This is a genomic window from Paenibacillus sp. 01T442, from assembly GCF_056398345.1.
Map to the genome: position 1 here is coordinate 222,159 of NZ_JBFTPF010000014.1, position 25,877 is coordinate 248,035.

General features: G+C 46.3%; 31 protein-coding genes. 11 read left to right on the top strand and 20 right to left on the bottom strand.

Translation table 11 applies throughout. The annotated features are described in order from the left end of the window. Window positions 1-91: 91 nt before the first annotated feature. Window positions 92-970, bottom strand: coding sequence for an ATP-dependent DNA ligase (locus AC1DLM_RS14625; RefSeq protein WP_477570374.1), 879 nt, complete (start codon window positions 968-970; stop codon window positions 92-94). Window positions 971-1,098: 128 nt separating this feature from the next. Here AC1DLM_RS14625 and AC1DLM_RS14630 point away from each other — a divergent pair, with 128 nt between their 5' ends. Beyond that, window positions 1,099-1,602: a carboxymuconolactone decarboxylase family protein gene (locus AC1DLM_RS14630; RefSeq protein ID WP_477570375.1), complete on the top strand. Its 504-nt coding sequence runs from the start codon at window positions 1,099-1,101 to the stop codon at window positions 1,600-1,602. Window positions 1,603-1,685: 83 nt separating this feature from the next. Here AC1DLM_RS14630 and AC1DLM_RS14635 read toward each other — a convergent pair whose 3' ends face one another. From AC1DLM_RS14635 to AC1DLM_RS14650, 4 genes are all read right to left on the bottom strand, one after another. Continuing rightward, the gene (locus AC1DLM_RS14635) at window positions 1,686-2,039 is read right to left on the bottom strand and encodes a sigma factor (RefSeq protein ID WP_441988468.1); all 354 of its coding nucleotides are present in this window, start codon (window positions 2,037-2,039) and stop codon (window positions 1,686-1,688) included. Window positions 2,040-2,195: 156 nt separating this feature from the next. Beyond that, window positions 2,196-3,278 (bottom strand): Gfo/Idh/MocA family protein, encoded by a 1,083-nt coding sequence (locus tag AC1DLM_RS14640; protein WP_441988467.1) that lies wholly within the window; start codon window positions 3,276-3,278, stop codon window positions 2,196-2,198. Between the two features lie 144 nt (window positions 3,279-3,422). Next, complete coding sequence (locus AC1DLM_RS14645) at window positions 3,423-3,755, bottom strand: carboxymuconolactone decarboxylase family protein (protein WP_477570376.1); 333 nt, start codon at window positions 3,753-3,755, stop codon at window positions 3,423-3,425. Beyond that, a complete protein-coding gene (locus AC1DLM_RS14650) occupies window positions 3,752-4,093 on the bottom strand; it encodes a tautomerase family protein (protein WP_477570403.1) in 342 nt (113 codons plus the stop codon). The genes AC1DLM_RS14645 and AC1DLM_RS14650 overlap by 4 nt, the downstream gene beginning before the upstream one ends. Before the next feature lie 50 nt (window positions 4,094-4,143). On the opposite strand from AC1DLM_RS14650, the gene AC1DLM_RS14655 reads away from it, so the two are divergent. Continuing rightward, complete coding sequence (locus AC1DLM_RS14655) at window positions 4,144-4,992, top strand: LysR family transcriptional regulator (RefSeq protein WP_477570404.1); 849 nt, start codon at window positions 4,144-4,146, stop codon at window positions 4,990-4,992. Between the two features lie 8 nt (window positions 4,993-5,000). Here AC1DLM_RS14655 and AC1DLM_RS14660 read toward each other — a convergent pair whose 3' ends face one another. Together AC1DLM_RS14660 and AC1DLM_RS14665 are read right to left on the bottom strand one after the other, a co-directional pair. Then, window positions 5,001-5,528, bottom strand: a complete 528-nt coding sequence (locus AC1DLM_RS14660) for an NUDIX hydrolase (RefSeq protein WP_477570377.1) — start codon at window positions 5,526-5,528, stop codon at window positions 5,001-5,003. 391 nt (window positions 5,529-5,919) lie between these two features. Continuing rightward, window positions 5,920-6,207 (bottom strand): hypothetical protein, encoded by a 288-nt coding sequence (locus AC1DLM_RS14665; RefSeq protein WP_477570378.1) that lies wholly within the window; start codon window positions 6,205-6,207, stop codon window positions 5,920-5,922. 76 nt (window positions 6,208-6,283) lie between these two features. Here AC1DLM_RS14665 and AC1DLM_RS14670 point away from each other — a divergent pair, with 76 nt between their 5' ends. From AC1DLM_RS14670 to AC1DLM_RS14685, 4 genes are read left to right on the top strand one after another with little or no spacing between them, the layout of a single operon-like run. After that, window positions 6,284-6,613 carry a PadR family transcriptional regulator gene (locus AC1DLM_RS14670; protein WP_441988462.1) on the top strand — a complete coding sequence of 110 codons (330 nt, stop codon included), beginning with the start codon at window positions 6,284-6,286 and terminating at the stop codon, window positions 6,611-6,613. A 16-nt stretch (window positions 6,614-6,629) separates the two neighbouring features. Continuing rightward, window positions 6,630-7,496 carry a pentapeptide repeat-containing protein gene (locus AC1DLM_RS14675; protein WP_171629307.1) on the top strand — a complete coding sequence of 289 codons (867 nt, stop codon included), beginning with the start codon at window positions 6,630-6,632 and terminating at the stop codon, window positions 7,494-7,496. Window positions 7,497-7,509: 13 nt separating this feature from the next. Beyond that, window positions 7,510-8,271 (top strand): ABC transporter ATP-binding protein, encoded by a 762-nt coding sequence (locus tag AC1DLM_RS14680; RefSeq protein WP_477570379.1) that lies wholly within the window; start codon window positions 7,510-7,512, stop codon window positions 8,269-8,271. After that, window positions 8,272-9,039 (top strand): ABC transporter permease, encoded by a 768-nt coding sequence (locus AC1DLM_RS14685; protein WP_477570380.1) that lies wholly within the window; start codon window positions 8,272-8,274, stop codon window positions 9,037-9,039. 99 nt (window positions 9,040-9,138) lie between these two features. Here the strand turns inward: AC1DLM_RS14685 and AC1DLM_RS14690 are convergent, their stop codons facing one another. Then, the gene (locus AC1DLM_RS14690; RefSeq protein WP_477570381.1) at window positions 9,139-9,447 is read right to left on the bottom strand and encodes a hypothetical protein; all 309 of its coding nucleotides are present in this window, start codon (window positions 9,445-9,447) and stop codon (window positions 9,139-9,141) included. Between the two features lie 9 nt (window positions 9,448-9,456). After that, window positions 9,457-10,107 (bottom strand): helix-turn-helix transcriptional regulator, encoded by a 651-nt coding sequence (locus tag AC1DLM_RS14695; RefSeq protein ID WP_477570382.1) that lies wholly within the window; start codon window positions 10,105-10,107, stop codon window positions 9,457-9,459. 225 nt (window positions 10,108-10,332) lie between these two features. Here AC1DLM_RS14695 and AC1DLM_RS14700 point away from each other — a divergent pair, with 225 nt between their 5' ends. Together AC1DLM_RS14700 and AC1DLM_RS14705 are read left to right on the top strand one after the other, a co-directional pair. Beyond that, on the top strand, window positions 10,333-10,812 hold the full coding sequence (locus AC1DLM_RS14700; protein ID WP_477570383.1) for a hypothetical protein: 480 nt from the start codon (window positions 10,333-10,335) through the stop codon (window positions 10,810-10,812). Between the two features lie 11 nt (window positions 10,813-10,823). Beyond that, window positions 10,824-11,300, top strand: coding sequence for a GyrI-like domain-containing protein (locus AC1DLM_RS14705; RefSeq protein WP_477570384.1), 477 nt, complete (start codon window positions 10,824-10,826; stop codon window positions 11,298-11,300). Between the two features lie 195 nt (window positions 11,301-11,495). Here the strand turns inward: AC1DLM_RS14705 and AC1DLM_RS14710 are convergent, their stop codons facing one another. Then, window positions 11,496-12,293 carry a TrmH family RNA methyltransferase gene (locus tag AC1DLM_RS14710; RefSeq protein WP_477570385.1) on the bottom strand — a complete coding sequence of 266 codons (798 nt, stop codon included), beginning with the start codon at window positions 12,291-12,293 and terminating at the stop codon, window positions 11,496-11,498. 8 nt (window positions 12,294-12,301) lie between these two features. After that, window positions 12,302-12,961: a potassium channel family protein gene (locus AC1DLM_RS14715; RefSeq protein ID WP_441988455.1), complete on the bottom strand. Its 660-nt coding sequence runs from the start codon at window positions 12,959-12,961 to the stop codon at window positions 12,302-12,304. 175 nt (window positions 12,962-13,136) lie between these two features. On the opposite strand from AC1DLM_RS14715, the gene sspI reads away from it, so the two are divergent. Next, the gene (gene sspI / locus AC1DLM_RS14720; RefSeq protein ID WP_056618924.1) at window positions 13,137-13,340 is read left to right on the top strand and encodes a small acid-soluble spore protein SspI; all 204 of its coding nucleotides are present in this window, start codon (window positions 13,137-13,139) and stop codon (window positions 13,338-13,340) included. A 140-nt stretch (window positions 13,341-13,480) separates the two neighbouring features. Here sspI and AC1DLM_RS14725 read toward each other — a convergent pair whose 3' ends face one another. The 4 genes from AC1DLM_RS14725 to AC1DLM_RS14740 all read right to left on the bottom strand — a co-directional run bounded on the left by AC1DLM_RS14725 (window position 13,481) and on the right by AC1DLM_RS14740 (window position 17,736). Further along, window positions 13,481-14,575: a Gfo/Idh/MocA family protein gene (locus AC1DLM_RS14725; protein WP_477570386.1), complete on the bottom strand. Its 1,095-nt coding sequence runs from the start codon at window positions 14,573-14,575 to the stop codon at window positions 13,481-13,483. Window positions 14,576-14,595: 20 nt separating this feature from the next. Further along, entirely contained in the window at window positions 14,596-15,228 is a 633-nt protein-coding gene (locus AC1DLM_RS14730; RefSeq protein WP_171629263.1) for a ThuA domain-containing protein, read from the bottom strand. 30 nt (window positions 15,229-15,258) lie between these two features. After that, window positions 15,259-16,422, bottom strand: a complete 1,164-nt coding sequence (locus AC1DLM_RS14735) for a Gfo/Idh/MocA family protein (RefSeq protein WP_477570387.1) — start codon at window positions 16,420-16,422, stop codon at window positions 15,259-15,261. A gap of 288 nt (window positions 16,423-16,710) precedes the next feature. Further along, window positions 16,711-17,736, bottom strand: a complete 1,026-nt coding sequence (locus AC1DLM_RS14740; RefSeq protein ID WP_477570388.1) for a LacI family DNA-binding transcriptional regulator — start codon at window positions 17,734-17,736, stop codon at window positions 16,711-16,713. Window positions 17,737-18,007: 271 nt separating this feature from the next. On the opposite strand from AC1DLM_RS14740, the gene AC1DLM_RS14745 reads away from it, so the two are divergent. After that, on the top strand, window positions 18,008-19,372 hold the full coding sequence (locus AC1DLM_RS14745; protein ID WP_477570389.1) for a putative bifunctional diguanylate cyclase/phosphodiesterase: 1,365 nt from the start codon (window positions 18,008-18,010) through the stop codon (window positions 19,370-19,372). Here AC1DLM_RS14745 and AC1DLM_RS14750 read toward each other — a convergent pair. From AC1DLM_RS14750 to zwf, 4 genes are all read right to left on the bottom strand, one after another. Next, complete coding sequence (locus AC1DLM_RS14750; protein ID WP_441988450.1) at window positions 19,367-20,167, bottom strand: YheC/YheD family protein; 801 nt, start codon at window positions 20,165-20,167, stop codon at window positions 19,367-19,369. The two genes, AC1DLM_RS14745 and AC1DLM_RS14750, sit on opposite strands and share 6 nt — an antisense overlap. A gap of 126 nt (window positions 20,168-20,293) precedes the next feature. Next, on the bottom strand, window positions 20,294-21,877 hold the full coding sequence (locus AC1DLM_RS14755) for a peptide chain release factor 3 (protein WP_477570390.1): 1,584 nt from the start codon (window positions 21,875-21,877) through the stop codon (window positions 20,294-20,296). 44 nt (window positions 21,878-21,921) lie between these two features. Continuing rightward, a complete protein-coding gene (locus tag AC1DLM_RS14760; protein ID WP_441988449.1) occupies window positions 21,922-22,998 on the bottom strand; it encodes a metallophosphoesterase family protein in 1,077 nt (358 codons plus the stop codon). A 171-nt stretch (window positions 22,999-23,169) separates the two neighbouring features. Next, window positions 23,170-24,705, bottom strand: a complete 1,536-nt coding sequence (gene zwf / locus AC1DLM_RS14765; RefSeq protein ID WP_441988448.1) for a glucose-6-phosphate dehydrogenase — start codon at window positions 24,703-24,705, stop codon at window positions 23,170-23,172. Between the two features lie 190 nt (window positions 24,706-24,895). On the opposite strand from zwf, the gene AC1DLM_RS14770 reads away from it, so the two are divergent. After that, entirely contained in the window at window positions 24,896-25,264 is a 369-nt protein-coding gene (locus AC1DLM_RS14770) for a hypothetical protein (RefSeq protein WP_441988447.1), read from the top strand. Window positions 25,265-25,309: 45 nt separating this feature from the next. Here AC1DLM_RS14770 and AC1DLM_RS14775 read toward each other — a convergent pair whose 3' ends face one another. Then, complete coding sequence (locus AC1DLM_RS14775; protein WP_441988446.1) at window positions 25,310-25,756, bottom strand: GNAT family N-acetyltransferase; 447 nt, start codon at window positions 25,754-25,756, stop codon at window positions 25,310-25,312. Window positions 25,757-25,877 lie beyond the last annotated feature (121 nt).

A 25,877-nucleotide genomic window follows, 5' to 3' on the forward strand; every position in this document is an offset into this window, starting at 1 on the left:
TGTGGATTATGTAAATGAATGGATATAAAGATAAATAAAAAAGACTGAACTCACCCATTTCCATGGTGGTATCAGTCTCTTCATAAATTAATTAAATAACGAATTCCATAAATTCCGGTGAACGCAGTCTCCCGCTTTGGGTCCAGCTTCTAGTTTTTACCCTCGCCATAATCCGCGGCTCCATATAGGCGAAATTCTTGTCTTCCTTGAAGACTAAGCGTTTTTGCACGCTTTCTATCGCTTTTTTGTGGATTGGTGATACGCCGGACTCAATGATTCCTACTGGTAACTTGGACCCATCTGCTGCATCAATAGAGGCCAGTAAAGCAAAATTATTTTTCCTATATCCAGAAATGTACACATCGGCGTACGTCCAATTAATTACTTTTTGCCAGCGGATGGAGCGTTTGTTTATTTCGTAAGTGGAATTCTCTTTTGTGGATTTCATGATAATGCCCTCAAGCCCGCGGCCGCGAACGTGCTCAAAATAGTCTTTGGCATTCCCCTCGAACATTTCAATCTTTTTATAGTTCTCATTCTCAGTAAAAGCCTGCTCCAACAGCTCTTTACGCTTAAGCAAACTTAAACCCGTGACGTCAATTCCCTTGTATCGCAAAATGTCAAAAGCACAAAAAACCACAGGTTTCTTATTTTTCTTAGATAAAAACCGTGCTGACATCGCTTCAAAATCAGGTTTCCCTTGATCATCCAACACGACTAATTCACCATCAAGTATGGTGCCTTCCGGTATAGGGCATCTTAATAGCTCAGGGAATTTATGCGTTATTAAGTCATTGTGTCTCGTATATACATACAGTTTATCCATATGGGAAAGAATACATCGTAAACCATCTAATTTTAATTCCGCAATATGATTCTTACTGTAAAATGGCTGATTATTTTTGGCATTGTACAACATCATAGGAGAAATGAACATGTTATTATCACCCTGATTTAAATGATACTTCACTATGAACCTTCTGCCTATTGGTAACTGTTTCCCACGGTAAACAATTAAAAATTTATTCGCTTTGATGTCACACAGGAATGCCCTCAATTGTCTTATAAGTGTCACAAAAAAATTGGAGGTAATCACTGATGACACAACGTTTAAATTATATGCAGCAATCACCTGAGCTTTTCAAAAAAATGCTGGAATTCAGCAACGCCGAACACGATAGTGCCATTGAAGAGAAGATTATTGATCTTGTTCACATCCGTGCTTCGCAAATGAATGGTTGTGGGTTCTGTCTAGACATGCACGTCAAGCAAGCGAAGATCCATGGGGAAGGCGAACTTCGCCTCTACCACATTGCCATATGGCGTGAATCCACGTTGTTTACACCGCGCGAGCGGGCAGCACTGGCTTGGACAGAGATTCTGACTAAGCTTCCTGAACATGGTGTGCCGGACGAATTGTATGATCGCGTTCGCGGTCTATTCTCTGAAAAAGAAATCTCAGATCTAACTTTCTCCGTCATGGCTATTAATGCTTGGAATCGCATCAATGTCGCTTTCAAGAACGTACCAGGTTCGGCAGATGCAGCATTTGGACTAACGAAAGCTGGTTTGAGTTCCCCCCACCATCTGCAATCAGGATGACATCCTCTGTTAACATATCCACCAAGGATTGAATGTTACCATTCGAAATCGATGAAATGAATCGTGTCACCAGTTCCTTTTCTTCAACCAGACGGGTGGATGGACTTGCCTGCTTGGGTGAGGATACATCTACGATCCTCCCCTAGCTGAACGGTTGGTTCAGGCAGCCAATTCCCCACATAGCTAATTCTCCTTTTTCTCGCTGACTTTAATTCATTCAAGCATCGGTTGACCATCATTTTGCTTAAATAAGACTTGGTAATATGAATATTCTCATTGAGATGTCCATGAATACTTATGAACAAATCTTGCACCATATCTTCTGCATCTGATCTAGAACCAAGCATTCGGTATGCAATGGCAAACAAATGAGGCTTATAGGTTGTATACAAATCTTCCATACTCGTTGTAGGTTGGTCCTTTGTGAAACTTTGCATAATAACCCTCCTTCATTCCTAAAGTGAAACTTCAGCCAATCTGACAAAAACATGCGTCTCTGATAAGACAACTGGCGTTGTCCATCTGTGACATGAATCTTGAAATAAAAAAACAGCCACCATTGGCTGCTTTTCCTTATATCGCATATATCACTTTCAGTGAGGCAACTCCACCGATACTTCACGACGGGCCGCCGCGGAGCGCAGTACGCCGTCAATAATCGCTTGCTGGATTAGAATTTGCTCACCAGGAATTGGGGCTGGTCGACCATCCCGAACCGCTTCGGCAAAATCATGTACTTTCTGATCGAACAGATTCAATTTATGCTCGACAAGCGGAACTGGCGTCGCTGTATGTCCGCCGAATTCATCATGGAATAGCGTGATGGAACCTACGGAGCCATCCCATACCCCTGACCACGGCCCAGCACCAGCCGGAGTCACTTTAAGACCCGCATCCGTACCGAGAAACATCGTTGCTCCAAGGGTATCCATGTGCATCGCCCACGATATTTTGAATTGCAGCACAAGATCATTCTCGAAGCGCACCATCGCAACCCCGAAATCTTCGACTTCGAACTTGCTCGCTTCCGGATGGTACAGGGAGTTCGTGCCGAAATGGTTAGACGTAAATGCGGACACCGTTAGCGGACGAGGATATCCAAGCGTATTAAGCGCCATATCTAGCGAGTAACAACCAATATCCGCCATCGCGCCTGCTCCGGCGAGCTGTTTACTGATGAATGTTCCGCCTGGCATACCCCGACGACGCCCGCCTCCCGTCTCTACATAATAGACATTGCCAAGACGTCCTGATTGCACAATCGTTTGCAGCAGCTTCATATTCGGATCATAGCGAGGCTGGAAACCGAGTGTTAGCATCTTCCCGCTCTCATTCGCCGCTTGTGTCATATCGATACCTTCTTGAAGTGTCACCGACATCGGTTTCTCAAGTAACACGTTCTTTCCTGCGCGCAGAGAATCCACGGTCGTTACGTGATGTGAAACGTTTGGCGTACAAATACTAACCCCATCCAAATCTAAGCGCAATAAATCCGTATGGCTATCGAATGAAGCAGCTTCCGTTAATCCTTCCGTTTTCGCGAATGCTGACGCCTTGCCTGGGATTACATCGGCCACACCTACAATCTCTACATAGTCAAGCTTCTTATACGCAGATATATGGGCTCTGGCAATGCCCCCAGTTCCGATTATCCCAATACGCAGCTTTTTGCTCATTCTCGTCAATCCTTCTCTCTATGAAAGTGTATGAAGTCCGAACTTCCGCTTCATTTCTATACAATTTGACAATAGCATAGAGAAGGACGTTTTTTTAGTTCATATTGATGCCATCGGAAGTGTAAGATTGCGACATTCGCCAAATCACCGTTCTATCGACTCGCTAATCCCCTGTACAATACCAAGAGCCGAAGCAGCTCGAGGCCATCCTGCATAGAAGGCCATATGCGTAATTGCTTCTACTAATTCTTCTGTGCCTAGGCCATTCTCTATAGCCAACCGCAAGTGATATGGTAGTTGTTCTGTCATTCCTCCCGCTATCAGCACCGCAATGGTGACTAAGCTTCGATCCCGAAGAGAAAGCTGCTCCCTTCGCCACAAATCTCCGAAAAGCACGTCTTCTGAGTATGCAACGAATGCTGGCGCGATTTCACCGTAGGCTTCCCTTGAGGTAGACACTATTTTCCGATGAGTCATAGGTCACAACCGATCTTGAGCATCTGTGCTTCTCCGTTACCGAATGACCAATCCTCAAATTCGTTATCCACCAGTACAACAAATACATCTTCTTTCCGCATAGGAAGTTGATTGGATAATTGTTCAGCTAGCTCGCTATAAAAACCTTTCTTCTGCGAAGTCGTTCTCCCTGATTTCAGTGTTATTTGAAAGTAGAGCAGTCCATCGCTTCGTTCGACACCTAGATAGCTAGGACTATAATAGAAGTCACCTTCCTTATGAGAATGAAATACTTGAAAAACATCGTCTTCCGGAACGTTGAAGTACTCCACCAACGCGCTTCCGATAATTCGGCTGATCTGTCCTAATTTGTTACGATCATATTGGTGCTCGTATCACTTTTCAAACCATTCTTACAGAGGGAACGTTCTCTCGTGCAGCGGAGAAATTGAATTATGCACAATCTACAATATCGAACCAAATGCAACGATTGGAGAAGGAAATTGGGGTACAACTATTCAACCGGGGATGGGACGTAGAACTGACGAGCGCAGGGAAACTTTTCGCGTTGGAGATTGATAAACTCATTCAACATTGGACCGACGTGACCAATCTGACCAAAGCTTTGCAGCAAGATGAGATCGGCAACTTGCACGTAGGCGGAATTGAATCTGCCATGCAGACGTTACTTCCTACTACCATGCGGCTATTTCACGAACAGAAGCCACGAATCTCCTGTCAATTCACGGTGGGGAATACCGATGCATTATCACAGGCGATTATCAAAAAAGAGCTCGATTTCGCAATTTGCGGCGAACCGTCCGATTCGTTGCCATTCTTTTTCGAGCCGCTTTATCAAGAGAAAATGGCAATTGTCGTTGATCGAAGTCATCCACTGCTGGAACGAAATCACGTTACTTTCCGTGAGCTTCTTCATTACCCCCTCATCTCAGGGGGACCCACCTGTCTCTATTATTCGCGAATAACAAAGTTACTATCTCATTACGAAGTAACGCTTCCCCATTTTCATACCATAAACCAAATTTCAGCCATCCCCCATTCTGCAAAAGGAACGCTGGCAGTGGGCTTCGTTCTGGATTCGACTCCTTTGATCCCGGAAGTGGTGAGAATTGATGTGGCATGGGATGAACCTGTCATCCCCATCGGGATCTTGATGCTTCGTGGACAGCATACGGCCCCTTTCTCACATAAGCAATTGTTTTTACAACTTTTGAAAAAGGGAGTAACCAGCTCCTGAGTGTCCTTCTACACAGCCTCTCCACTTAATAGGCGCGCGGCCTCTTCAAGTATCGTCTTATCTCGTAAAAGCATGAATTTGGATGAGTAATCGGTACAAGTTAGCATCGACTCCTGCATCACGGCCAGCGCTTGATCTAATGACATCCACGCAACGACCATGCCTAGCTGGATCTCGTTTTCAGTAAGCTTGGTATCGCGGAAGCTAGCTTTCGCTTTTGCGATATAACAGTAGGAGAATTGAAAAAACTTGTTTCTGTTTTTATGCTCTTCGATATACCCCAATTCATGGAGGATTTCAGCTTCATAACCCGTCTCTTCCTGGATTTCACGTAGAAAGGCATCCTTTGCTTCTTCTCCTTCATCTACACCACCCCCAGGTAGCTTGTACAGTTTCGTTTTGGACATATACATCATGGCGACATTTGACTGACTATCTACTAAAATACCTCTTGATCCGTATCGAGAGATGGTATCTAGGAATTCAGGCGCACTTCCTAGGATATCGTTATCTGTAATTCTTATGATCAGTTGCACAAAATCAGCCCCCATTAAAGTACTTATTTCACATCATTATAAGCTATTGATTACATTTTGCGTGTGTGAAATCAGTTGTTGTTACGCGTACTGGTGGTGAAAGTGCAAAAGTGCAACCTATTTCCGCGCATGAACTTCTCAAACGGAAATACGTGCGAAAGTGCAACCATTTCGGCCTACACGCCTCCATTTGGCCCTTTACGGCCCAAAAGGATGCTCTTTTGCACGTATTTATCGATGTGCCGCCGTTTCTCCCGAAAATAAGTGTACATTCGCATCTTTGACCTATTACAAGCTTCCAACGCGCAGCGTCAGGCGATTCTGCAACAATGTACATATGTACAACAAAGGAGCTAAGCGCCAACGCGCTACAGCTCCTTCACATTTTTCCCTATAGATATCCGTGCAGCTCAGCCTTCAGCCTCTCCGTCACCTCTGGATGATCCTCCGCCACGTTCCGGGTCTCCCAAGGATCACTGGTCAGGTGATACAGCCGATCTGGACGGTTCAACTCCACGATCAGCTTCCACTCGCCGTCCGATGCGTTCCGCCAAGAGCTCGGATGCTGCGGCCCTTCGTCCAGGCATGCAATTTGCAACTCGCGTAACGCCGCCTCGGCTTCCCCCTGCAGAATGCGTTTGAGCGGCACTCTTTCCTTATTTTTTGGCAGTCTGATCAAACAAGGTATTTTATTTAAAATAGTACCTTGACAGTCATAGTACTATGCCGTATTATAATAAATGTGAGGTGATGATATGAGCGAAAACAAAATTACATCCGACCTGCTCCGCGGACATACCGATACGATGATACTACGGCTCTTATCCGAAGCTGACCGTTACGGTTACGAAATTGTCAAATTAATTGCTGAACGCTCGGGCGGCGAATATGAATTAAAAGAAGCCACGATGTACTCCAGCGTTAAGCGGCTTGAGACAGACGGCGATATCGAGTGGTATTGGGGCGATGAGTCACAGGGAGGAAGACGCAAGTATTTCAGGATTACCGAAAAGGGCAAAAATGCTTACGTTCGCAACAAGAACAATTGGGAGTATTCGAAGCGTGTACTAGAAAATTTATTATAAGGGAGAGATTGCTATGATGAATCAGAAATTGACGAACTATTTGAACGGTATTTTCACGCCATACGATGGGGTAAAAAGCGTCACCGAATTAAAGACAGACCTGCACTCCGATTTGCAGGAGCGATATCGTGAACTCAAAGCTGAGGGTAAAGACGATGAAACAGCGTTTCATATGACCATTGAGAGCATCGGCGACATCGAACAAACGATTCTGGAAGTCGCCAACCTCTCCCGCTCGCTGGAACGGCAAGTCGTGACCAACTTTAGCGCAAGCAATCTGGCAATGAGCGACTTTGCAGGCGTTAAGGCTCATAAAGGTCAATTTAATGCTAGTGCTTTACGCGGAGCCGACTTTGCAGGTGCAGATTTGACTGGAAGTTCGTTTAAGACCAGTGATCTACGTGAAGCCAATTTTGACGGCGCTAATCTGACGGACTGTACCCTAACTGCAACTGACCTTACGAATGTAAGCTTCAATGAATCGATCCTTGTACGCACTAACTTCAGCGTTTCGGGGATGGAGGGTGCCAAATTCACAGGCGCCAAATTCACCGACGTTACGCTAAGCAAGATCGACCTCAGAAAAACAATCTTTGAAAATTGTATCTTTGATGGCGTGGACTTCGAATTATCCGACCTGAGCGGGGTGCGTTTTGACGGGCAAACCTTTATCGGCGTTAAGTTTGACAAATCGGCAGTAAACGAAGTTTCTTTTAAGGGCGCTATATTAAAAAATGTGTCTTTTCAAGCATTCTTTTCATTAACAAATAAGTATTACCGTGCCTTCAAAACCATATGCTTTGATGATGCAGTCATGGATAAGCTGACTTATGCATCGCTTAAAGGCGTGGGGGCAGATTTGTCCAAAGTTACTGTTCGATAAGGAGGGAAAACTTATGCCAACTAATTCGATTCAAGTCGTTGGGTTGCAAAAGTCCTACAAGCAGCATCAAGTCCTAAAGGGCGTTGATTTCGAGGTGGAAAAGGGCAGTATTTTCGCCCTTCTCGGCTCCAACGGGGCGGGTAAGACAACGGTTGTCAAAATCCTCACTACGCTGCTTAAACAGGATAGCGGAACTGTCACCGTAAACGGATACGATGTTGCGTCAAAACCCGATCATGTGCGGCAGGCGATCTCTCTGACCGGGCAATTTGCCGCGGTGGACGAAATTTTGACCGGTCGGGAAAATCTGATCATGATTGCGAAGCTGCGATACCTCAAGGATCCGCGTCAAGTTGCGGACGACTTGCTTAAACGCCTCGACTTGACTGACGCCGCCGACCGCAGGGCGTCTACGTATTCCGGTGGTATGCGCCGCAGGCTCGACATCGCCTTGAGCCTTGTGGGTAATCCTCAGATCATTTTCCTCGACGAGCCGACAACTGGGCTTGACCCCGAGGCGCGCATCGAGGTTTGGAAGATCGTTAAGGAACTTGCGGGCGGCGGTACGACAGTACTCCTAACCACGCAGTATTTGGAGGAAGCTGAACAGCTTGCTGACCGAATTGCTATTCTGCATGAAGGTAAGATTATCGCAAGCGGCACGCTCTCGGATCTTAAAAAGCTCTTTCCATCCGCAAAGGTGGAGTATATTGAAAAACAGCCATCATTAGAGGACATATTCCTCTCTATCGTCGGCAAAAAGGAGGCGAAGTAAATGGAAACGGCAAAAAACCACTTCTTCACCGATATTAGCGTTATGCTTGGACGTTCCATGCGCCATATTTTCCGCAGTATGGACACCATCATCACAGTCTGCATCACGCCAATTGCCATGATGCTGCTGTTCGTCTATGTGTTAGGCGGCGCCATTCAAACCGGAACGGATAACTATGTGAATTACCTGTTGCCAGGCATACTGCTGATGGCGATCGCAAGCGGCATAGCCTATACATCTTACCGCCTGTTTATGGATAAGCAGCGAGGCATATTCGAGCGGTTTCACACGATGCCGATTTCACGTTCCGCCTTGCTTTGGGGACATGTGCTGACCTCACTGGTGTCCAATGCCATATCACTAATCGTCATCATTCTTGTAGCGTTGATTATGGGCTTTCGTTCATCCGCAGGCATACTGCCATGGCTTGCCGTAGTAGGCATACTAGCGTTGTTTACTTTGGCCTTAACTTGGGTTGCGGCGATTGCCGGACTGTCCGCAAAAACGATTGAAGGTGCAAGCGCATTTTCCTACCCACTCATCTTCCTACCATTTATCAGTTCGGCGTTTGTGCCGACCGAGTCAATGCCTACTGTCGTTCGTGCCTTTGCCGAAAACCAGCCGGTGACCTCGATCGTAAACGCCATCCGTGCGCTACTGGCAGAGCAGCCAGTGGGCAATGAGATATGGGTCGCTCTTGCATGGTGCGTTGGGATTTTGGTAGTAGCTTATTTCTTTGCTATGAGGGTGTATAAAAATCGGGTGTAAAAAATGTATACCTGTATCAGCTCAGCTCTAAGCACCACTTTGGTGCTTTTTTTGCTTTCTGTCATTTTTTCACACTGAACAATCGCCAATTTCCCAGACTCAAGGGAATCTTAAAATGGCTAAACGCTCTTCCAAAATTACACGCAGTTCATCAGGAATTCGCTCAAACTCGACCCCTTTCCCCAAAAACAAAAGCCAATCCGCATAATACGCCAGTGCCACAACATCGTTCACATCCAACTGAACATTGAAAATCCCGCTCGACTGAAACATCCCAGTTAAGGACAAAATTATCCCAGGCGGGTGCATCCGCTTAAAGCGCTGAATCCCAATCGTATCAAGTTTCACAACAAGATTGGCTTCACGTGTTCGAAGCAGTCTTTTGTTCAAAATTTCTTCTTCAGACAACTTCATCTCCTACTCAGAAATTACCGAATTCCGCAGCATCTCCACAGGCAAATAACGAAACTCATCCGTATCAAAATTATAAACCTCGACAAGCCACTGAGCGTTCGAGTTAAATATATGTAGCAAAAAAACGTCCAGTAACTGCGGCCAGCCAAAACTCAGCTCATAAGTCACGCGTAAATGCTTATCCCGCACAGCAAGCGAAATCAGCTGGTTTAGCTCCGCAGGCGCCGCATCATCGAGCTCCAAAAGATTCGGATTGGCGGGATTTGTATTTTCGAAAAGCAAGATATTATTCAGCTCGATCAGCTCGTCTTGCTGGGTTTGCGACGCGATGCCGATTAATTTTTCAGTGATTGAGCGGCGATTTTGCAGATAAGGCAACTGCGAATTTTTCGAGGCAATAAAGCTAATAAAAATCGCCTTCAACTCTTCTGGTGTGAAGCGAGCGGCGGGCAGATATTGATTCTGCAGGACATTGTATCCGCCTCCGCGCCCCAGCTCGGACGTCAGTGGAAAACCCATCGCCTGAATCTCGTTTATGTCGCGGATCGCCGTCGCGCGGGAAATCTTGAACTCTCGCTGAATCTCTGCAATCGTAAAATGCGCGCGGTTATTGATGTAACGCATGATTAGGTTCACTCGTTCTGTTTTCTTCATGATTTTATTATATCAAAAATGTAGCATTTCGATAATCAGTATCATTTTTTGATACATTTGAGAAATAGAATCAATTTTGTGAGAAAACCTTTATCGAGGCCATTCAAGGATGAGCGACCGCGTTTAGAGGAAGGTTTTATCGCCAAATAGAAAGATGTTTTCGGGATCCGAAAACTTATACTTTCTATTGTGGTAAAGAATAAATCCCACAAAGGAGAGAACAAAATGACTAACTACTCTATCAAAACAATCTCAGAAGATTACAAGATGACTGCTTACGGTGTTTCATTTGATGACTACAACGACTGGGCAGGTAATGCAGCAAAAACCTCAGCGAAAAAAACTGAAATCACTGAAAACGGCAAKCTTGCTGAACTTCTCGCACTCGCTGACGGACAAGAATATCAAATTAACTACAACCTCGACCACAAGCCTTGGCGCGGCTTCGGCGTAATGGGTGAGTTCAACGTGGAAGGCGCGGTTGTCCTCGATTTCCTCGCTGGCGAGTACATCGTCGTGCCTGGGACAGGCGCTGACAAAGACCGTCTTGCTGACGAAATCACAGGCAAAGTTTTCGGCGGCCTGATCCAAGAAATCACAGAATACAAATACGTTGGTCCTGGTAACTCAACGTTCGTTAAAGCAAATGAAACAGGCGAATTCTACGGCGAAATGTGGCTTCGCGCAAATAAAGTCGAAAACTAAGGAGCACTCATATGGCAGATTATACACTTGAAAACAAAAAATCATTCACATTGACCGCTTATGGTTTTTCAATCCAGTCGAATTTTCAAGATATTCCTGCTTTGCAAAAAGAAAAAAATGAGTTTTGGGACAGACTCAAGGCTGACGGGCGTTTTAATAAGCTCAAAGACGCTGCAAAAGATGATCGCGAATGGTCAGTCAATGAGGTTTATCAAGGAAAACCGTGGAATTATTTCGCGGTAGAAGCTAGCAAATCAGTGGCTGACGCAACACGCTTCATTGAGTTTCCAGAGAGCGAGTACATCGTGGTCGCAGGAAATGGCGACAAGGAAACTTTGTTTGATCAGCTGACTTACCGAGCTTTTGGTGAAGTCTTGGCACAAATCACTGATTATGCTTACATCGGTGGTCCAAATGCGACTTATCGCCAAGATAACGGCGACGGTACTTTCTACGGTGAATTTTGGGTGCCTGTGGTTAAAAAATAAGGGAATTCAGAAGACCAATCCCCAGATTCGAAATCAACAACTGCCTCTCGCTCGTACGTAATAGCGAGAGGATTCTTTAGTAAAACAGGCAGCCATTACTCAGTTGGCTGCCTGTTGCGTTATATTGAACAAACGTTTCTTCGTTATTTCAACTCAAGAAATCACCAACCTACTATACTATCTGATTGAGTGGACTTACATCCGCTGCCTAGCCGCCTCAAACAGCAACACCGTCGCCGCCATCGCGACGTTCAGCGATTCCGCCTTGCCCTGCATCGGAATAATGACCTTCACGTCCGACTGCGCAGCAACTTCCGGCGACACGCCCTTGGCCTCGTTGCCGAAAATCAGCCACGTCGGCTGCCGCAGGTCCGTGTCGTAACACGAGCCCTGCGCCTGCAGGCTCGTCGTCACGAGCCGCACGCCGCGCTCACGCGCGCGCGGCAACAACTCACCCAAATCTGCCTCCACGATCGGCAGATGATACATCGATCCCATCGTCGAGCGGATCGTCTTGGGATTGAACAGATCGACMGTGCCGCGGCCGAGCACGACCGCTTTGGCCCCGACGGCATCCGCGCTGCGGATGATCGTGCCGAGGTTGCCCGGGTCCTGAACGCCGTCCAGGACCACGACCAGATCGTGCTCGCCAGCAAGCAGCTTGTCCATGCCAACCTGTGGCCGCGTCACGATGGCCACTACACCCTGCGGCGTCTGTGCGTCCGAGCACTTGGCCAACACCGCTGCGCTCACGCCGACCCATTCGACGGCGCGATCATCAGCGAGGGCGACGAGCTCCTGTGGACTCCCTTTTTCCGCTAGAAAAAGAATAGTCTCCACCTCAGCCCCAGCCTTCAAAGCTTCCTCAATTAAATGATAACCCTCAATGATATATTTGCCTTGCTTGTCTCTGCCGCGCCGCTCTAAAAGCTGAGCCCAGTCCTTGACTCTCGTATTTTGAACAGACATGATTTCTACATATGCATTTGTCATGAATATACCTACTCCGCAAAAGAGACTTCAAGGTTCTGAAGACTCGAATTTTTACCCACAATGACCAAAATATCTTCTTGTTTAAGCGGTGCCTCCGCACTCGGCGGAATGGTCATCTGCTCGTTATGTTTAATCGCAATCACGTTGCAGCCATATTTGGCGCGCACATCGAGCTCACGCAGACTTTTGCCAATCATCTCTTTCGATGCTCTCATTTCAACAATACTGTAATCGGCGGAGAGCTCTATATAATCGATAATGTTCGATGAAATCATATGATGGGCTACACGTTGCCCCATATCCCGTTCTGGATAGACGATTTTATCTGCGCCAATTTTTTTGAGAACCTTGCCATGGAGATCATTCACAGCTTTGACGATCGTCGTAGCAACGCCCATTTCTTTGAGAATTAATGTCGTTAGAATACTTGCTTGAATATCTTCCCCTATAGCCACAACCACAACGTCAAAATTGCGAATTCCGAGCGCCCGCATAGCTTCCTCATCCGTAGAATCAGCTTGAACCGCATGAGTCACATAAGCGGAAACGTCTTGAACCGTTTCTTCGTCCTGATCAATGGCAAGAACCTCGAATCCTAGTTGTGATAACGTCTTAGCAACAGCTGAGCCAAATCTTCCCATCCCAATAACCGCAAATTGTTTTCTCACCGCTCACGTTCCTCCATATTCCAAGAATATATCCCATTTATTATACCATACTCAGCCCCCTGAGCCACTTCACAACAATGGAGCCACTGCCTGCATTGGCGAAGAGTGGGAAGGATGAAGCCATCTGAAACTGCACATAGTAATAGCGAGAATGAAATGGAAGCGAGGTCCTTGAATGAATATTACCCTTAGACAAGCCATCCACCAGCGGGTTAACAACAAAACACCAGAAGAACTCAAAGAAGTTATTGAAGACTCGATTGGTGGAGAAGAGAAGGTTTTACCTGGGTTAGGTGTTCTTTTTGAAATTATATGGCAGCATTCAGAAGCAAGTACGCAAGATACACTCGTCGAAACACTTAAGGCGCATCTTGAGTAAATTCCTCCCTATATGAACCATCGTGTTGTTAAAATAATTAAAACTTGCTTCGGGATGTTTCGGCATCCCTTAGCTCCAACAAAATAAAATCCCCCTCATCAGTCACTGACCAACGAGGAGGATATMGCCACGTAATATTACTATAATACCGTTAACGGGTTCATCGCTGCAGGCTTCTCGCAGCTGCTTTTCATTACATAATGCTGACCGGAGTCAGACGCATCATGGAAACCGTGCATCGCTTCCAGCACGTGATAAGCAAGCTCGCCGTTCGCACGATGTGCTGAACCATCGCCAGTTATAAGCGCTTGCGCCATTGCTGCAACGCCCAATCCGCGATTATTATCCTTGTAGCCATGCGAAAGTGGGATGGGCTCATACTCTGAACCGCCTTTGCGAATAAGCACCTGGCCACCGAACGTATTCGGATCGGGGACTCGCAATGAACCATGACTACCATAGATTTCAATATTAGGCAATTGAGTACCCGCCATAATATCAAAACTTGTCACAAGCGTTGCAATAGCACCATTATGGAAATCTAATACCCCAGCCACGTGTGTAGGCGTATCTACTTGAATTTTCTGCCCGCGCTTCTTCTCACTCGAAATCGTCCGCTCAGGGAAACTCACGGCCGTTGAACCTGTTACACGACGAATTGGCCCGAGCAATGCCACTAGTGCCGTTAAGTAATAGGGACCCATGTCGAACATCGGGCCGCCGCCTTTGGCATAGTAAAACTCTGGATCTGGGTGCCAATGCTCATGCCCCTTCCCCATCATGAAAGCCGTAGCCGCAATCGGTGTACCAATCCATCCATCCTGAATAAGTTTCACGCAAGTTTGGATACCGCCGCCCAGGAACGTATCTGGCGCGCTGCCAATCAGAAGTCCTTTGCGCTTAGCTACCTCCAAGATCTGCATCCCTTCTTCCCGTGTTACGGCAAGAGGCTTTTCGACATACGCATGTTTACCAGCTTCCAGAATTTGAATACAAACTGCCGCATGTACAGCCGGGATCGTCAAATTAATCACGATGTCCACTTGTGGATCACCCAGTAATTGTTCTACCGTGTACGCATGCGGAATCCTGAATTCCTCAGCACGCGCTTCAGCTTTGCTCACATCAATATCTGCACAAGCGACCAATTCCAAGTGTGCATAGTTAGGAATATTTTTCATATAAGCCGCGCTTATATTTCCACATCCAATGATACCAACCTTCATCTTTCTCATCGCTTTATATCCCCCTATAGTTAGCGTGTTGCCCAAAGCAATCCGCGTCGCATTAATTCTAACGTCTCTGGCATTCGAACAATGTTAGCCTGATGGCCCAGTGAATTATAATAGACTTTGCCTGCACCATACGTTTTGGTCCAAATAACCGGCATCTCCACATCGTCAAAATCAGTCACGGCATGCACCTTAATCGCAGGATCGACATGCATATAATATTTTTCCGAAACGACGACGAAATCACCGATGCCCGCGGTCAGCGGCTGCTCGCTGTCTTTCATACGAACCGTATAGGTAACACCATCATTGCCCGGATGTGCCACCCACTGTCCGCCAACCATATACTGATAGTTCACTTCATTTCTGAAAGAATCCGCCATACCGCCATGACAGCCTGCAATCCCTGTTCCGCCTACTTGGACCGCGTTAATCAGAGGAGTTAGCTGTTCTTTCTCAATTTGCCCCATCGTCCACACAGGAACGATCAGATCAATACTTGCCAATCGTTCCTCATCCCGGAAGCTGTCCAGCGTAGCCGAAACCTCTACCCCATAGCCCTCTTCACGCAGCAGACCTGCAAAAATCCCCGCAACTTCCTCGGGTTGATGACCATCCCAGCCACCCCATACAATCAATGCTTGTTTCTGACTCATGCCATTTCGGCTCCTCTCTCCATGACCCTGTTATACTTCACTTATACGAACCCAACGGCGCTGTGCGATCGATTGATCCACGGCTTCCAGTACCTCTTGACACTTGACGCCATCCACAAAATTCGGAACCGGTTGCCGATCCTCGGAAAGCGCTGTCATCAGCTCCACAACTTCATGCACAAACGTATGCTCATACCCAATCGTATGTCCTGCTGGCCACCAAGCATCCATATAAGCATGTGAGGCATCCGTTGCTAGCACGCGTCTAAAGCCCTGAACATCCTCATCATCACTTGTAAAATACACCTGCAACTCATTCAATCGCTCGAAATCGAATTTCACACTACCTTTGCTGCCGTTAATTTCAAAAGAGTTCGTACACCGGTGCCCGGGAGCAAATCTCGTTGCCTCGAAGCTGCCCAATGCACCATTCGCGAAGCGAGCCATGAATAATGTCGCGTCATCAACTGTAACAGGACCATGTGGGGCATCTTTGCTGCCTTTGGCACTAAGCCCAGTCATCGATGTCGGAAGCGGACGCTCCTTCACGAATGTTTCACTCATTCCGATCACTTCGGTCATCTCGCCAACGAGGAAATGCGCCAGATCGATGAGATGCGCGCCCAGATCGCCATGCGATCCTGATCCCGCAATCTCCTTTTGCAAACGCCATACCAACGGGAACGTCGGATCGACGATCCAATCCTGCAAGAACCAAGCACGGAAGTGGTAGATTTGGCCGAGGCGGCCGCTCTCCACGAGCTTCTTCGCCAGCTGTACCGCTGGTGCAAAACGATAGTTGAAGCCCACCATGTGCTTCACGCCAGCTTCTTCAGCCGCCTCCAGCATCTCCCTTGCATCCGCAAGGGTCAGCGCCAGCGGCTTTTCGCAGAACAGATGCTTGCCGGCCTTCGCCGCCGCCAAAGCAATTTCCTTGTGCGCATCACTCGGCGCATTGATATCGACGACGTCGATATCCGGATGCGTAACCAGCTCGCGCCAATCTGTTACATACCCGTCCCAGCCGAATTGCTCGGCTGCTTGGCGAACACCGTTCTCGTTGCGACCACAGATGAGCTTCATCTTCGGAATCGCCGTCTGTGGAAAGAACATAGGTAAATCTTTATAGGCATGACTATGTGCTTTTCCCATAAATTTATAGCCAATCATACCGATATTGAACGTTTTTTTCATCCCATACACGCCTCCCCAAGTGTGTTCGAATCGAGCCTCTCACCTACCACTTACCCCAAGCCGACTAACCACCCAACCCATCACCCATACAATAACTGGAAAACATACAGCTATTTCTTCCATATCCAAAGAAATTACCTACAGGAAATCCAGTTATTTTTACAAACACCCTAGCTACTCTCACTTCACACGCTGTATCCATCCAGCACTTTGCACTCATCATCACACATCAATTTCTACTTTCAACTCTCTGCTCCCATTCAGCACCTACCCCTCAGCTCCCCGCTCTCAACGCTCACTCTTCGACGACTGCCTAATCTTCACTTCCGTCGGCAGCTTAACTTGCAGCCCTGCCTCGCTGCTTCCCTGCCCAACGCTTGCTAGAACGGCACGAGCTGCCTGTTTGCCCATTTCAAAAAAAGGCACTTTAATAGAGCTGAGAGGTGGATCACTTAGCTTCGCAGCATCCGAGTCATCGCACCCGATGACCGCATAATCTCGCCCAGCTATCCATCCCCGTTCGCGAAGTCCTTGCATGAGTCCTATGGCCATTCGATCATTAGCCGCAAATACAGCCTCTATTTGATCACGGTTCTCCCACACCTTCGCGGCAATCTCATATCCGCTAGTCCGGCTGTAGTTCCCCTCAAATTGCAGAGAAGGATCCATCGTTAAGCCAGCTTCTAACATCGCCTTTTGATACCCAAGACGTCTATCCAAGGAATTCGTATATTGAGGAGAACCATTGAGAAAGGCAATCTTCCGATAGCCTTCATCCAGTAAATGACGAACCGCTCGATAGCTCCCCTCCACATGATCCGCATCAACTTCCAGGAAGGATAGACCCTCGAATCGTTGATTGACCAAGCAGAAAGGTAGTCCCTGTTCCTGCAATTGCAGCAAAGAACTTCGCTGTGATTCGGTATCTCTCGCCCCGAGAATGACACAGGCATCTACCTTTTGCGAGCGGTATAACCGGCCGTAATCCAAATCATCATCTGGTGTTAAGAGGGACAATAACATGTCATAGCCTTGCTCCCTAACCTGCTCCCCAATCCCACTAAGAATCTCTGCGAAATAATACGCAGAAAACAGATGCACCTTCGGCATATAGGGAAGGACGACCCCCAAATTACCGCTTCTTCTTCGAGCAAAGCTTTGCGCAATTGCATTCGGATGATACCCAAGTACCTTCGCTGCTGCGAGAACTCTTTCTTTGGTTGCAGGCTTCATCGGACCAAGTCCATTGAATACACGAGATACAGTCGCCTCAGATACTTTGGCTAAGTCAGCAACCTCTTTTCTCGTCACCATGTTGATTGGCTCCTTTCCGCCTAATTTCACGCAAAATGTACACGCGTACATTTTCTCATTCAGGGGCTACTTCTGTCAATATAAATTCAGAATTTTACTCTTCAACTCATTATCGTCACAATTCGACATTTACATCAATTTTTCATTAAGAAACACGGAAATAAAGTCCATTTTTTGTCATAAAAGCAAACTCTTAATATTGTTTATCTCCTCTTAGACCTTTATGATAAAGGATATTGGGACAACTATGAGATGGAATGAGTGATAGCAAATGAAAGCAATCTGGCGCCATCTTCGGTTCACTGCGTCATCAACGATCGAAGCTCTCACAAGCCGATCACAGATCACTCGACTTCACTCTCGTGGGCAGCTCCTTGCCCAGTTAGAACATGCTGTTCGGAAACACGTTGACACCTCAACCGCTCAGATCCGTGCATGTCTTATTTTTGATATTGATCGTTTTCGCCAAGTAAATTTCTCCTTAGGATACGCATGCGGAGATCATCTACTGCATGAAATAAACCGCAGATTGAAAGGACTGGATCACATTGATCTTGTTGTTCGGTCTGGCGATGATGAATATACACTTCTTCTTCGAGCACACAAACAAGAACAACTTCAATCTGCGCTACATCGTGTTATGCAGGTATTTGAGCCCCCTTTTACTTACCAGGATCAGGACTGTTTCCTTCGTGCAAGCTTCGGTCTGAGTGACCTTACAATAACACCTGAGAATGTACCACAAGCTTTCCACCAAGCGGAGCAAGCACTCCTCATTGCCAAACAAACAGGCAAGAATAAACTCATTACTTTTCACCCCTTACCAACACAACAACGTTTTGCTAGCCAGATTCAAATGGAAAATGACCTGCGCAAAGCAATCACAGAGAATCAGCTATTGTTATACTATCAACCTCGACTCGAACTCTCGACTGGTCAAATTAGTTGTCTGGAAGCCCTGKTGCGTTGGAATCATCCCCTGCATGGCATGATTGCGCCTGCCGATTTCATCCCCCTTGCTGAGGAATCAGGCCTCATTTTGCCACTTGGTGAATGGGTATTGCGGGAGGCTTGTCTACAGAAAGCACGATGGCTCGCTGAAAATAAGCTTGATTATCAAGTTGCGGTCAACATTTCGCCTTGCCAGTTTCAAGATGAGGACTTTGCGGATAAAGCCATTCACATCATACAACAAACCGGCATTCCCCCCTCTTATTTGGAGTTCGAAATTACCGAAAGCTCAATTATGCAAAATATGGAGAAAACCATCGCCGTCCTTGATAAGCTTTGTTCCAAAGGAATTTCCATTTCCATCGATGATTTTGGGATTGGCTATTCGTCCCTCAATTATTTGAAGGAGTTTCCTATACATTGCCTCAAAATCGACCGTTCCTTCGTCAAAAACATTCAACGTAATTCCAATGATTGGGCGATTACGAACGCCATCATTCACCTCGGTCATGCCCTTAATATCCAAGTTGTCGCCGAAGGGGTTGAGGATGTAGGGCAACTTGATATTCTTAAAGAAACAACCTGTACAACCATTCAAGGTTTCTTGCTTAGCCCTCCGATTTCTGCTTATGAGATTGAACAAACCTTTCATATGAATGACAACAGACCGGTTATGATTTCATAACCGGCCGTATGATTTGGCGTATTTTCTGATTTTGGCATAAATGCGTTTATCCTTTAATCTCCGAAAAATATAAGGATCTGGACTTGTATTCACTTCAAGAATCCATGGCTGCAAATCTTTATCTAAGGCTACATCAACGCCTATCTCTTTTACCCCTCTATACCTTGTATGAATCGCCTTAGCCACTTGAATCCCCATCACTTGCAGCCGTTTCACATACCCATTCCTCTCCGTAGGAGGCAAATACGCCTTTAACAAGGTATCCACCGATTTCAACGTACCTCCATTATGAAAGTTCGTCACAATCTTTGCGGGATGTGCCACGCGGCCGATAACCCCTGTTGTCTCCCATTTGCGAGTAGGTGATTGCTGCACCATAACGCGAAGATCAAAGCGGTTTCCCTTGTAAGTCAACAGATGAATCCCTTTCTGTACTAAATAAGGCCGTTTTCTTGTCACATTGAGCAGCGAGACGTACATGTCAGCGAAGGTTTTGAACCTTTTGATGGTGACACCAGATTGGTAGGAATAGGATTTTTCTGCTTCTTCCCCTGCCAGCTCGATACGAATCACACCGTTCCCGAACATGCCTATATTAGGTTTCACGTAGACCATTTTATATTGTTCGAGCATTTCTTGTAAGGTTACAGCCGTCATGCACTTGGTGCTTGGCACATACTTGCGAAGTGATTCGACAGACTCGACGGCCTTCGTTTTGCCAATTTTGCTGCTTACGTATCTTGCCCTATTCAAACTTATCGGTTTCTTTGTACTCTTCTTCCTAATTCTCTTCATACCAGGCCTCCAGCTTCGAATTCACCCCATCCTAGTGTATGAAGGCAACAGAGCATTGGCGACAAAAATACAAGAAGAGGCTGCCCCTGAAATCCATCAGGAGAGCCTCTTTATCATGTCTAGCTATTAAGGAGCACTTGTTAAGAACTGTGCGGTTGGATTTTTATCGATGGAAGAGCGCAGCGCATATTCACTTTCGAACAAGCCTACGAAATTCCCTTTCTTGTCTTTGACCAATTGGGAGTTAATGYGGAATTTAGCTGGATCAATTTTATCATCGATAATCCAACGGGCGAATTGATAATTCTGTCGTTGCAAAAGAATATCCACACCATATTCCGATTTCATCCGATGCTCCAGTACTTCGAATTGAAGTTGGCCTACGACGCCAAGAATCATATCTTCGAAGCCAATCGTCGTGAAGACTTGGATCATCCCTTCTTCCGTCAACTGATCGATCCCTTTCAGGAACTGCTTTTGCTTCAAAGCATTTTTGATCGACACCTTGCTGAATAACTCTGGTGAGAAGGTAGGAAGCTCATCGAAAATAACCTCTTCTCCCTCGCTTAAGGAATCACCAATTCGGAAAATACCTGGATCGAATAGACCAATGATATCCCCTGGGAAAGCCTCTTCCACGATATCACGATCTTGGGCTAGGAACTGCTGCGGCTGTGCCAGCTTAATATCCTTGCCGAGCCTTACATGCTTCACGGACATTCCCCGTTCGAACTTTCCAGAGACGATACGCAAGAAAGCTACGCGGTCGCGGTGTGCTGGGTTCATGTTCGCTTGAATTTTGAACACATAACCAGAGAATTTCTCTCTCGTTGGTTCGATTACACCAGCCGTGCTAGTACGCGGCTCTGGCTGTGGTGCTAATTGTAGGAAGTTCTCAAGGAACGTCTGAACACCGAAGTTATTCACCGCACTCCCGAAGAAAACAGGCGTAAGTTCACCCTTCATCACTTTTTCCATATCAAAAGGGTCACCAGCAACATCCAACAGCTCGATATCTCCGCACAATTGCTTGTGTAGGAACTCACCTGCGATTTGTTTCACTAACGGATCTTCTACGCCATCTACCTTGCGGACTTCAATATCCTTGTGATCGTCGCCTTGGTATAGCTCTAGCTGTGATTTCCCGCGGTCGTAAACCCCACAGAACTGCTTCCCTGACCCAATTGGCCAGTTCATCGGATAAGAACGAATACCGAGTACTTCTTCAAGCTCTTCTAATAACTCGAACGGATCACGGCCTTCACGGTCCAATTTATTAATGAATGTGAAAATGGGAATCCCACGCATACGGCATACTTGGAAAAGCTTCTTCGTCTGGGTCTCGACCCCTTTTGCAACGTCGATCAACATCACCGCGCTATCCGCGGCTGTCAACGTACGGTAGGTGTCCTCACTGAAGTCTTGGTGACCTGGAGTATCTAGAATATTGACGCGGTGACCTTCATAGTCGAACTGCATAACGCTTGACGTTACAGAGATCCCCCGTTGTTTCTCAATTTCCATCCAATCTGACGTAGCATGTTTACTAGCTTTACGACCTTTAACTGTTCCGGCTAAGCGAATTGCGCCCCCGAACAAAAGCAGTTTCTCAGTTAAAGTTGTTTTCCCCGCATCCGGGTGAGAAATAATCGCGAACGTCCGTCGTTTAGCGACTTCCGTTTCGAGAAGTTTAGTGAGTTGCGTTTTCATGTGTTCGTTTATTCCCTTCTTCTTTACATATAGACTATTCAAAATCAAGCGTGTGCTTTCTCCAAGGGAACGGTCCAGTTCGCTTCTTCAATGAACGTGCGATTGCTGAATTCCCTGCCGCGCACAACCACTTTATCTGCAAATACTTGCACATAAATCCCTTGTGCTTTATCCTGTGCAGTTTGCTGATATGCCCGATTCAGCGTTCTCCCTACAGAGGCATTATGGAAATAATGGAACGTTTCCTGAATATAGTGCGGTGTTCCATTCTGAAAATCTTGATGGCGATGTCCACAGAAGACGAATACATTCTTGTATGGCTTCAACGTTTCGCGGAACTGAATAGCCCGAATGAGCTGGTGAGTAGCCCCATCGGTACCAACAGGTGGCAATGGTTGATGCGTCATCACGAATAGAGGTCTTCCTGGTTTATATAAATTGCCCAGTCTTCCTTTGAACCAAGCGAGTTGTTCATCGGAGTACCATGCACCTTCACCCACTTCAGGCTTCTCTTGCACGTAAGCTTCTTGTGACAGCAATAAGATAGAGTGTCCGTTCGTCGTAAAATCATTATAAATGGACGTATAGCCCATGAACTTCTTGAAATTGTCTCTACTTACCGCATCACTTTTGCCATTCGGTACATTATCCTGATCCCAACTATTCGCTTTATTAATCCAAATCGTATAATAATCATGATTCCCCATATTCCCATGCATAGGCGGAAGCTTATAATTATTCAATATGGCACGCAATGCCTTATAGTCAACATCAGTTCCTGTATCCGTCAAATCACCGGTTAGCATAATCGCATCGACAGGACCATCGAATTGCGTGACATCATCTAACGCAAGCCTTAGCTTTTTATTAGGAAGCGAATCACCCGATGTAACATGAAGATCACTTAAGATAAAAAAGGACATCAATGGGCCAAGAGGCAGAGGTTCCTCCGAAGGCGCTGGCGTAGCTTGTTGAGGAGGCTCGGAGCTTGCTACGGGTGCGGCCACAGCCTGTTCTTCGGGAATGAATTTTTTCTTAACCAACAGACTAAACCAAGCACTTAATCCTACTAAAACAGCCCCAATGGCAAGCAGCCATCGCACAAACGCTCTTCGTGACATCGATGCACCTCAAGTGTATAAAATGAAAAAATGGCCATATTCACTAGTATACCACAAATTGTGTCCTATACGTCGTCCAGACTCGACATCATCAAGTGATTTCTTGCTGCGCTTGTACCCACATGCAAAAAACCAACAGGCGAAATTCGCCTGTTGGATAAACTCCTTATTCTAAGCCAATACGGTTGTTTTCTGAATAGCTTCCCAATCGACTTCCCCTTCATTCTGGCCGTTAATCGGCCACCACTTGAACCCATCATCACTCAACAGCTTCGCTGCTTCTTCAGGGCCCCAAGATCCAGCAGGATAGTGCTTGAGATCTTCGGTCTGCTCGTTCCACGCAGCAGCAATGCGATCCACATAAGACCATGCAAGCGCAACTTCATCCCAACGCGTAAAGTAAGTGGAATCCCCGCGAGTTGCATCATACAGCAAGCGCTCGTAAGCCTCTGGCGTATTGATGCCGATTTGACAGCTTTGGCAGAAGTCCATCGCAACCGGTACGATCACACCCTCTGAACCAGGCTGCTTCGCGTTCATTTTCAAATAGATGCCTTCCATCGGATTCACTCGGAATACGAGCAGATTCGGCTCAAGCTCATGCTTTTTGGCCAAATAGACATTGTTTGGAATGTTCTTGAATTCGACAACGACCTCTGTCGTTTTGACCGGTAATCGTTTTCCGGTACGAATATAGAATGGCACACCCGCCCAGCGGAAATTATCCACGTGAACACGCGCTGCAAAATAAGTCTCTGTCGTCGATTGCGGATTCACAGAATCCTCTTCACGGTATGCAGGAAGTGCTTTGCCTTTGGCAGAACCGCTGGCATATTGACCGCGAATCACGTTCGCACGTACATCCTCACCGTCTTCGAACAGACGAAGTGAACGGAGTACCTTCACCTTCTCATCTCGGATATCCTCCGGATGTAGACGGCTAGGCGGTTCCATCGCCATCATCATCAGCATTTGCAGCATGTGATTTTGACCCATATCGCGAAGCGCCCCTGAGTGGTCATAGTAGCCACCACGCTCTTCTACACCCACAGTCTCACTCAACGTGATCTGAATGTTCGCTATGTATTTATTATTCCAAAGCGGCTCGAAGAAAGCATTCGCGAAACGAACGAACTCGATGTTTTGGACCATTTCTTTACCCAGGTAATGATCGATACGGTAAATATCTTTCTCTTCGAATACTTGACGAAGCTGTCCATTCAAACGCTCCGCAGATGGCAAATCGTAACCGAATGGTTTTTCAATAACTAAGCGATGCCAGCCTTCCGTTTGGAGCAAGCCTCCTTCACTTAAATTGTACGAAACATTGCCAAACAACTCAGGTGCAAGCGCCAAATAGAACAGACGGTTACCGCCCGTTTGATACTTCTCATCCAATTTCGCTGTCAGTGTATTCAGTTCATGGAAACCTGCAACATTGTTAATGTCGAGAGACATATACTCGAATCTTTGGGCGAACTTTTCCCATTCTGCAGCATCCGTATTTTTGTAACGAGCGAAATCTTGAATCGAATTTTTCACATCTTCACGGAATTGCTCGTTCGTCCGCGGTCTGCGAGCTAGACCAACTACAGCAAAGTTTTCTCCCAGCTTACCTTCGCGATAAAGGCTATAAAAGGCTGGAAACAGTTTTCTTTTGGCTAAATCACCCGTTGCTCCGAAAATATAAAACACAGCTCCACTCATCTATGCATCATTCTTTCTCTATTAGAATTAGTTAATATGCTTAGCATACCTAAAATTGTCAAGCTATTCAACTTATATACCCACTTTAACCCATAACATTTTCTTATAAGAAACTAGACATCCGTCTATACCGTTACATTCTGCGTGGCATAGGCTAACAGTACATACGAATACGGAGGTGCCCTAAGTCATGCAACCCTTTCACCCAATCACCGAAAAAAGCTGCAAAAACCTTGTCGGAAAGCCCGTTCTTGTCTTCTTAACAAATGGCTCTGAGATATATGGAATCGTCAGTCGCGTGGAGAAAAACAAACTCATCCTTAATGACGATCGACAAGCGAACACGAAGTCCTCTTCCAAAAATACCAAGCCAATGCTTACGAAAAAGGGGAAAAAGAAGCAAGCTCAACCTGTTTCACCAACTCAGCCATCAACAGAAGATCCGTTATCTTCCTTCGGTCTGATCCGTTTTGGAGGACCGCTCCAAGCCCCAACGGCTAGACCCACTGGACCCGTAGATATTCAAATGGACTATATTGCCGCCATGTTTAGTGAATAACGGAAATCAAGGCTGTGGATGTGTATCTCATCTACAGCCCTTTCCTCAACGTTTCAACTTTTTATTCATACGGTAACAGCTAAGGTCAGGTACATAAGAATCAATCTCATAACCTCTTTTACTATAAAATCGGATCGCCTTCGGGTTGCTGTCATCAACAAATAGCTCCACCGTATGGCAACGTTCACTAAGCCCGTAGTCTTCCGCAGCTTTCATAAGTGTATGTCCAATGCCTTTGCCCTGCTCACGCGGATCAACAGCCAGCATATCTATGAAGAGCTTACTCGATTTACGTATGATCGAAATGAAACCGTAAGGCCGTTTGTACCCTTTGGCGATGACGAACGTTTTATTGGCGTTCAGTCGCCTACGGATCTCCGAGTATGTCACAGAATTACCTGAATCATACATTCTGGAAAAAGGAACTAATTGTTCAACAACTAATCGATATATAGCAGGGTCGTCAATGGTAGCCAAACGTTTGCGTATCACATGGCACCGCCTCCACAAGAAACAATAATGCTATCTTATGTTGGTAAAGACGTAATTGACCCCACAAGTACCAATTTACCCCAGTCTACTGGGGTGATATACTTATCGTATAGAAATGAGG

What these genes read in the sequence shown, in the direction of transcription:
- AC1DLM_RS14740 (WP_477570388.1), bottom strand. Translation starts at nt 17,736, where the DNA reads ATGGTGACGAGAAAAGAGGTTGCTGACTTAGCCAAAGTATCTGAGGCG.
- AC1DLM_RS14645 (WP_477570376.1), bottom strand. Translation starts at nt 3,755, where the DNA reads ATGACTCATCGGAAAATAGTGTCTACCTCAAGGGAAGCCTACGGTGAA.
- AC1DLM_RS14725 (WP_477570386.1), bottom strand. Translation starts at nt 14,575, where the DNA reads ATGAGAAAGATGAAGGTTGGTATCATTGGATGTGGAAATATAAGCGCG.
- AC1DLM_RS14760 (WP_441988449.1), bottom strand. Translation starts at nt 22,998, where the DNA reads ATGTCACGAAGAGCGTTTGTGCGATGGCTGCTTGCCATTGGGGCTGTT.
- AC1DLM_RS14695 (WP_477570382.1), bottom strand. Translation starts at nt 10,107, where the DNA reads ATGAAGAAAACAGAACGAGTGAACCTAATCATGCGTTACATCAATAAC.
- AC1DLM_RS14675 (WP_171629307.1), top strand. Translation starts at nt 6,630, where the DNA reads ATGAATCAGAAATTGACGAACTATTTGAACGGTATTTTCACGCCATAC.
- AC1DLM_RS14640 (WP_441988467.1), bottom strand. Translation starts at nt 3,278, where the DNA reads ATGAGCAAAAAGCTGCGTATTGGGATAATCGGAACTGGGGGCATTGCC.
- AC1DLM_RS14685 (WP_477570380.1), top strand. Translation starts at nt 8,272, where the DNA reads ATGGAAACGGCAAAAAACCACTTCTTCACCGATATTAGCGTTATGCTT.
- AC1DLM_RS14680 (WP_477570379.1), top strand. Translation starts at nt 7,510, where the DNA reads ATGCCAACTAATTCGATTCAAGTCGTTGGGTTGCAAAAGTCCTACAAG.
- AC1DLM_RS14670 (WP_441988462.1), top strand. Translation starts at nt 6,284, where the DNA reads ATGAGCGAAAACAAAATTACATCCGACCTGCTCCGCGGACATACCGAT.
- AC1DLM_RS14630 (WP_477570375.1), top strand. Translation starts at nt 1,099, where the DNA reads ATGACACAACGTTTAAATTATATGCAGCAATCACCTGAGCTTTTCAAA.
- sspI (WP_056618924.1), top strand. Translation starts at nt 13,137, where the DNA reads ATGAATATTACCCTTAGACAAGCCATCCACCAGCGGGTTAACAACAAA.
- AC1DLM_RS14705 (WP_477570384.1), top strand. Translation starts at nt 10,824, where the DNA reads ATGGCAGATTATACACTTGAAAACAAAAAATCATTCACATTGACCGCT.
- AC1DLM_RS14735 (WP_477570387.1), bottom strand. Translation starts at nt 16,422, where the DNA reads ATGAAAAAAACGTTCAATATCGGTATGATTGGCTATAAATTTATGGGA.
- AC1DLM_RS14635 (WP_441988468.1), bottom strand. Translation starts at nt 2,039, where the DNA reads ATGCAAAGTTTCACAAAGGACCAACCTACAACGAGTATGGAAGATTTG.
- AC1DLM_RS14730 (WP_171629263.1), bottom strand. Translation starts at nt 15,228, where the DNA reads ATGAGTCAGAAACAAGCATTGATTGTATGGGGTGGCTGGGATGGTCAT.
- zwf (WP_441988448.1), bottom strand. Translation starts at nt 24,705, where the DNA reads ATGAGTGGAGCTGTGTTTTATATTTTCGGAGCAACGGGTGATTTAGCC.
- AC1DLM_RS14770 (WP_441988447.1), top strand. Translation starts at nt 24,896, where the DNA reads ATGCAACCCTTTCACCCAATCACCGAAAAAAGCTGCAAAAACCTTGTC.
- AC1DLM_RS14750 (WP_441988450.1), bottom strand. Translation starts at nt 20,167, where the DNA reads ATGAAGAGAATTAGGAAGAAGAGTACAAAGAAACCGATAAGTTTGAAT.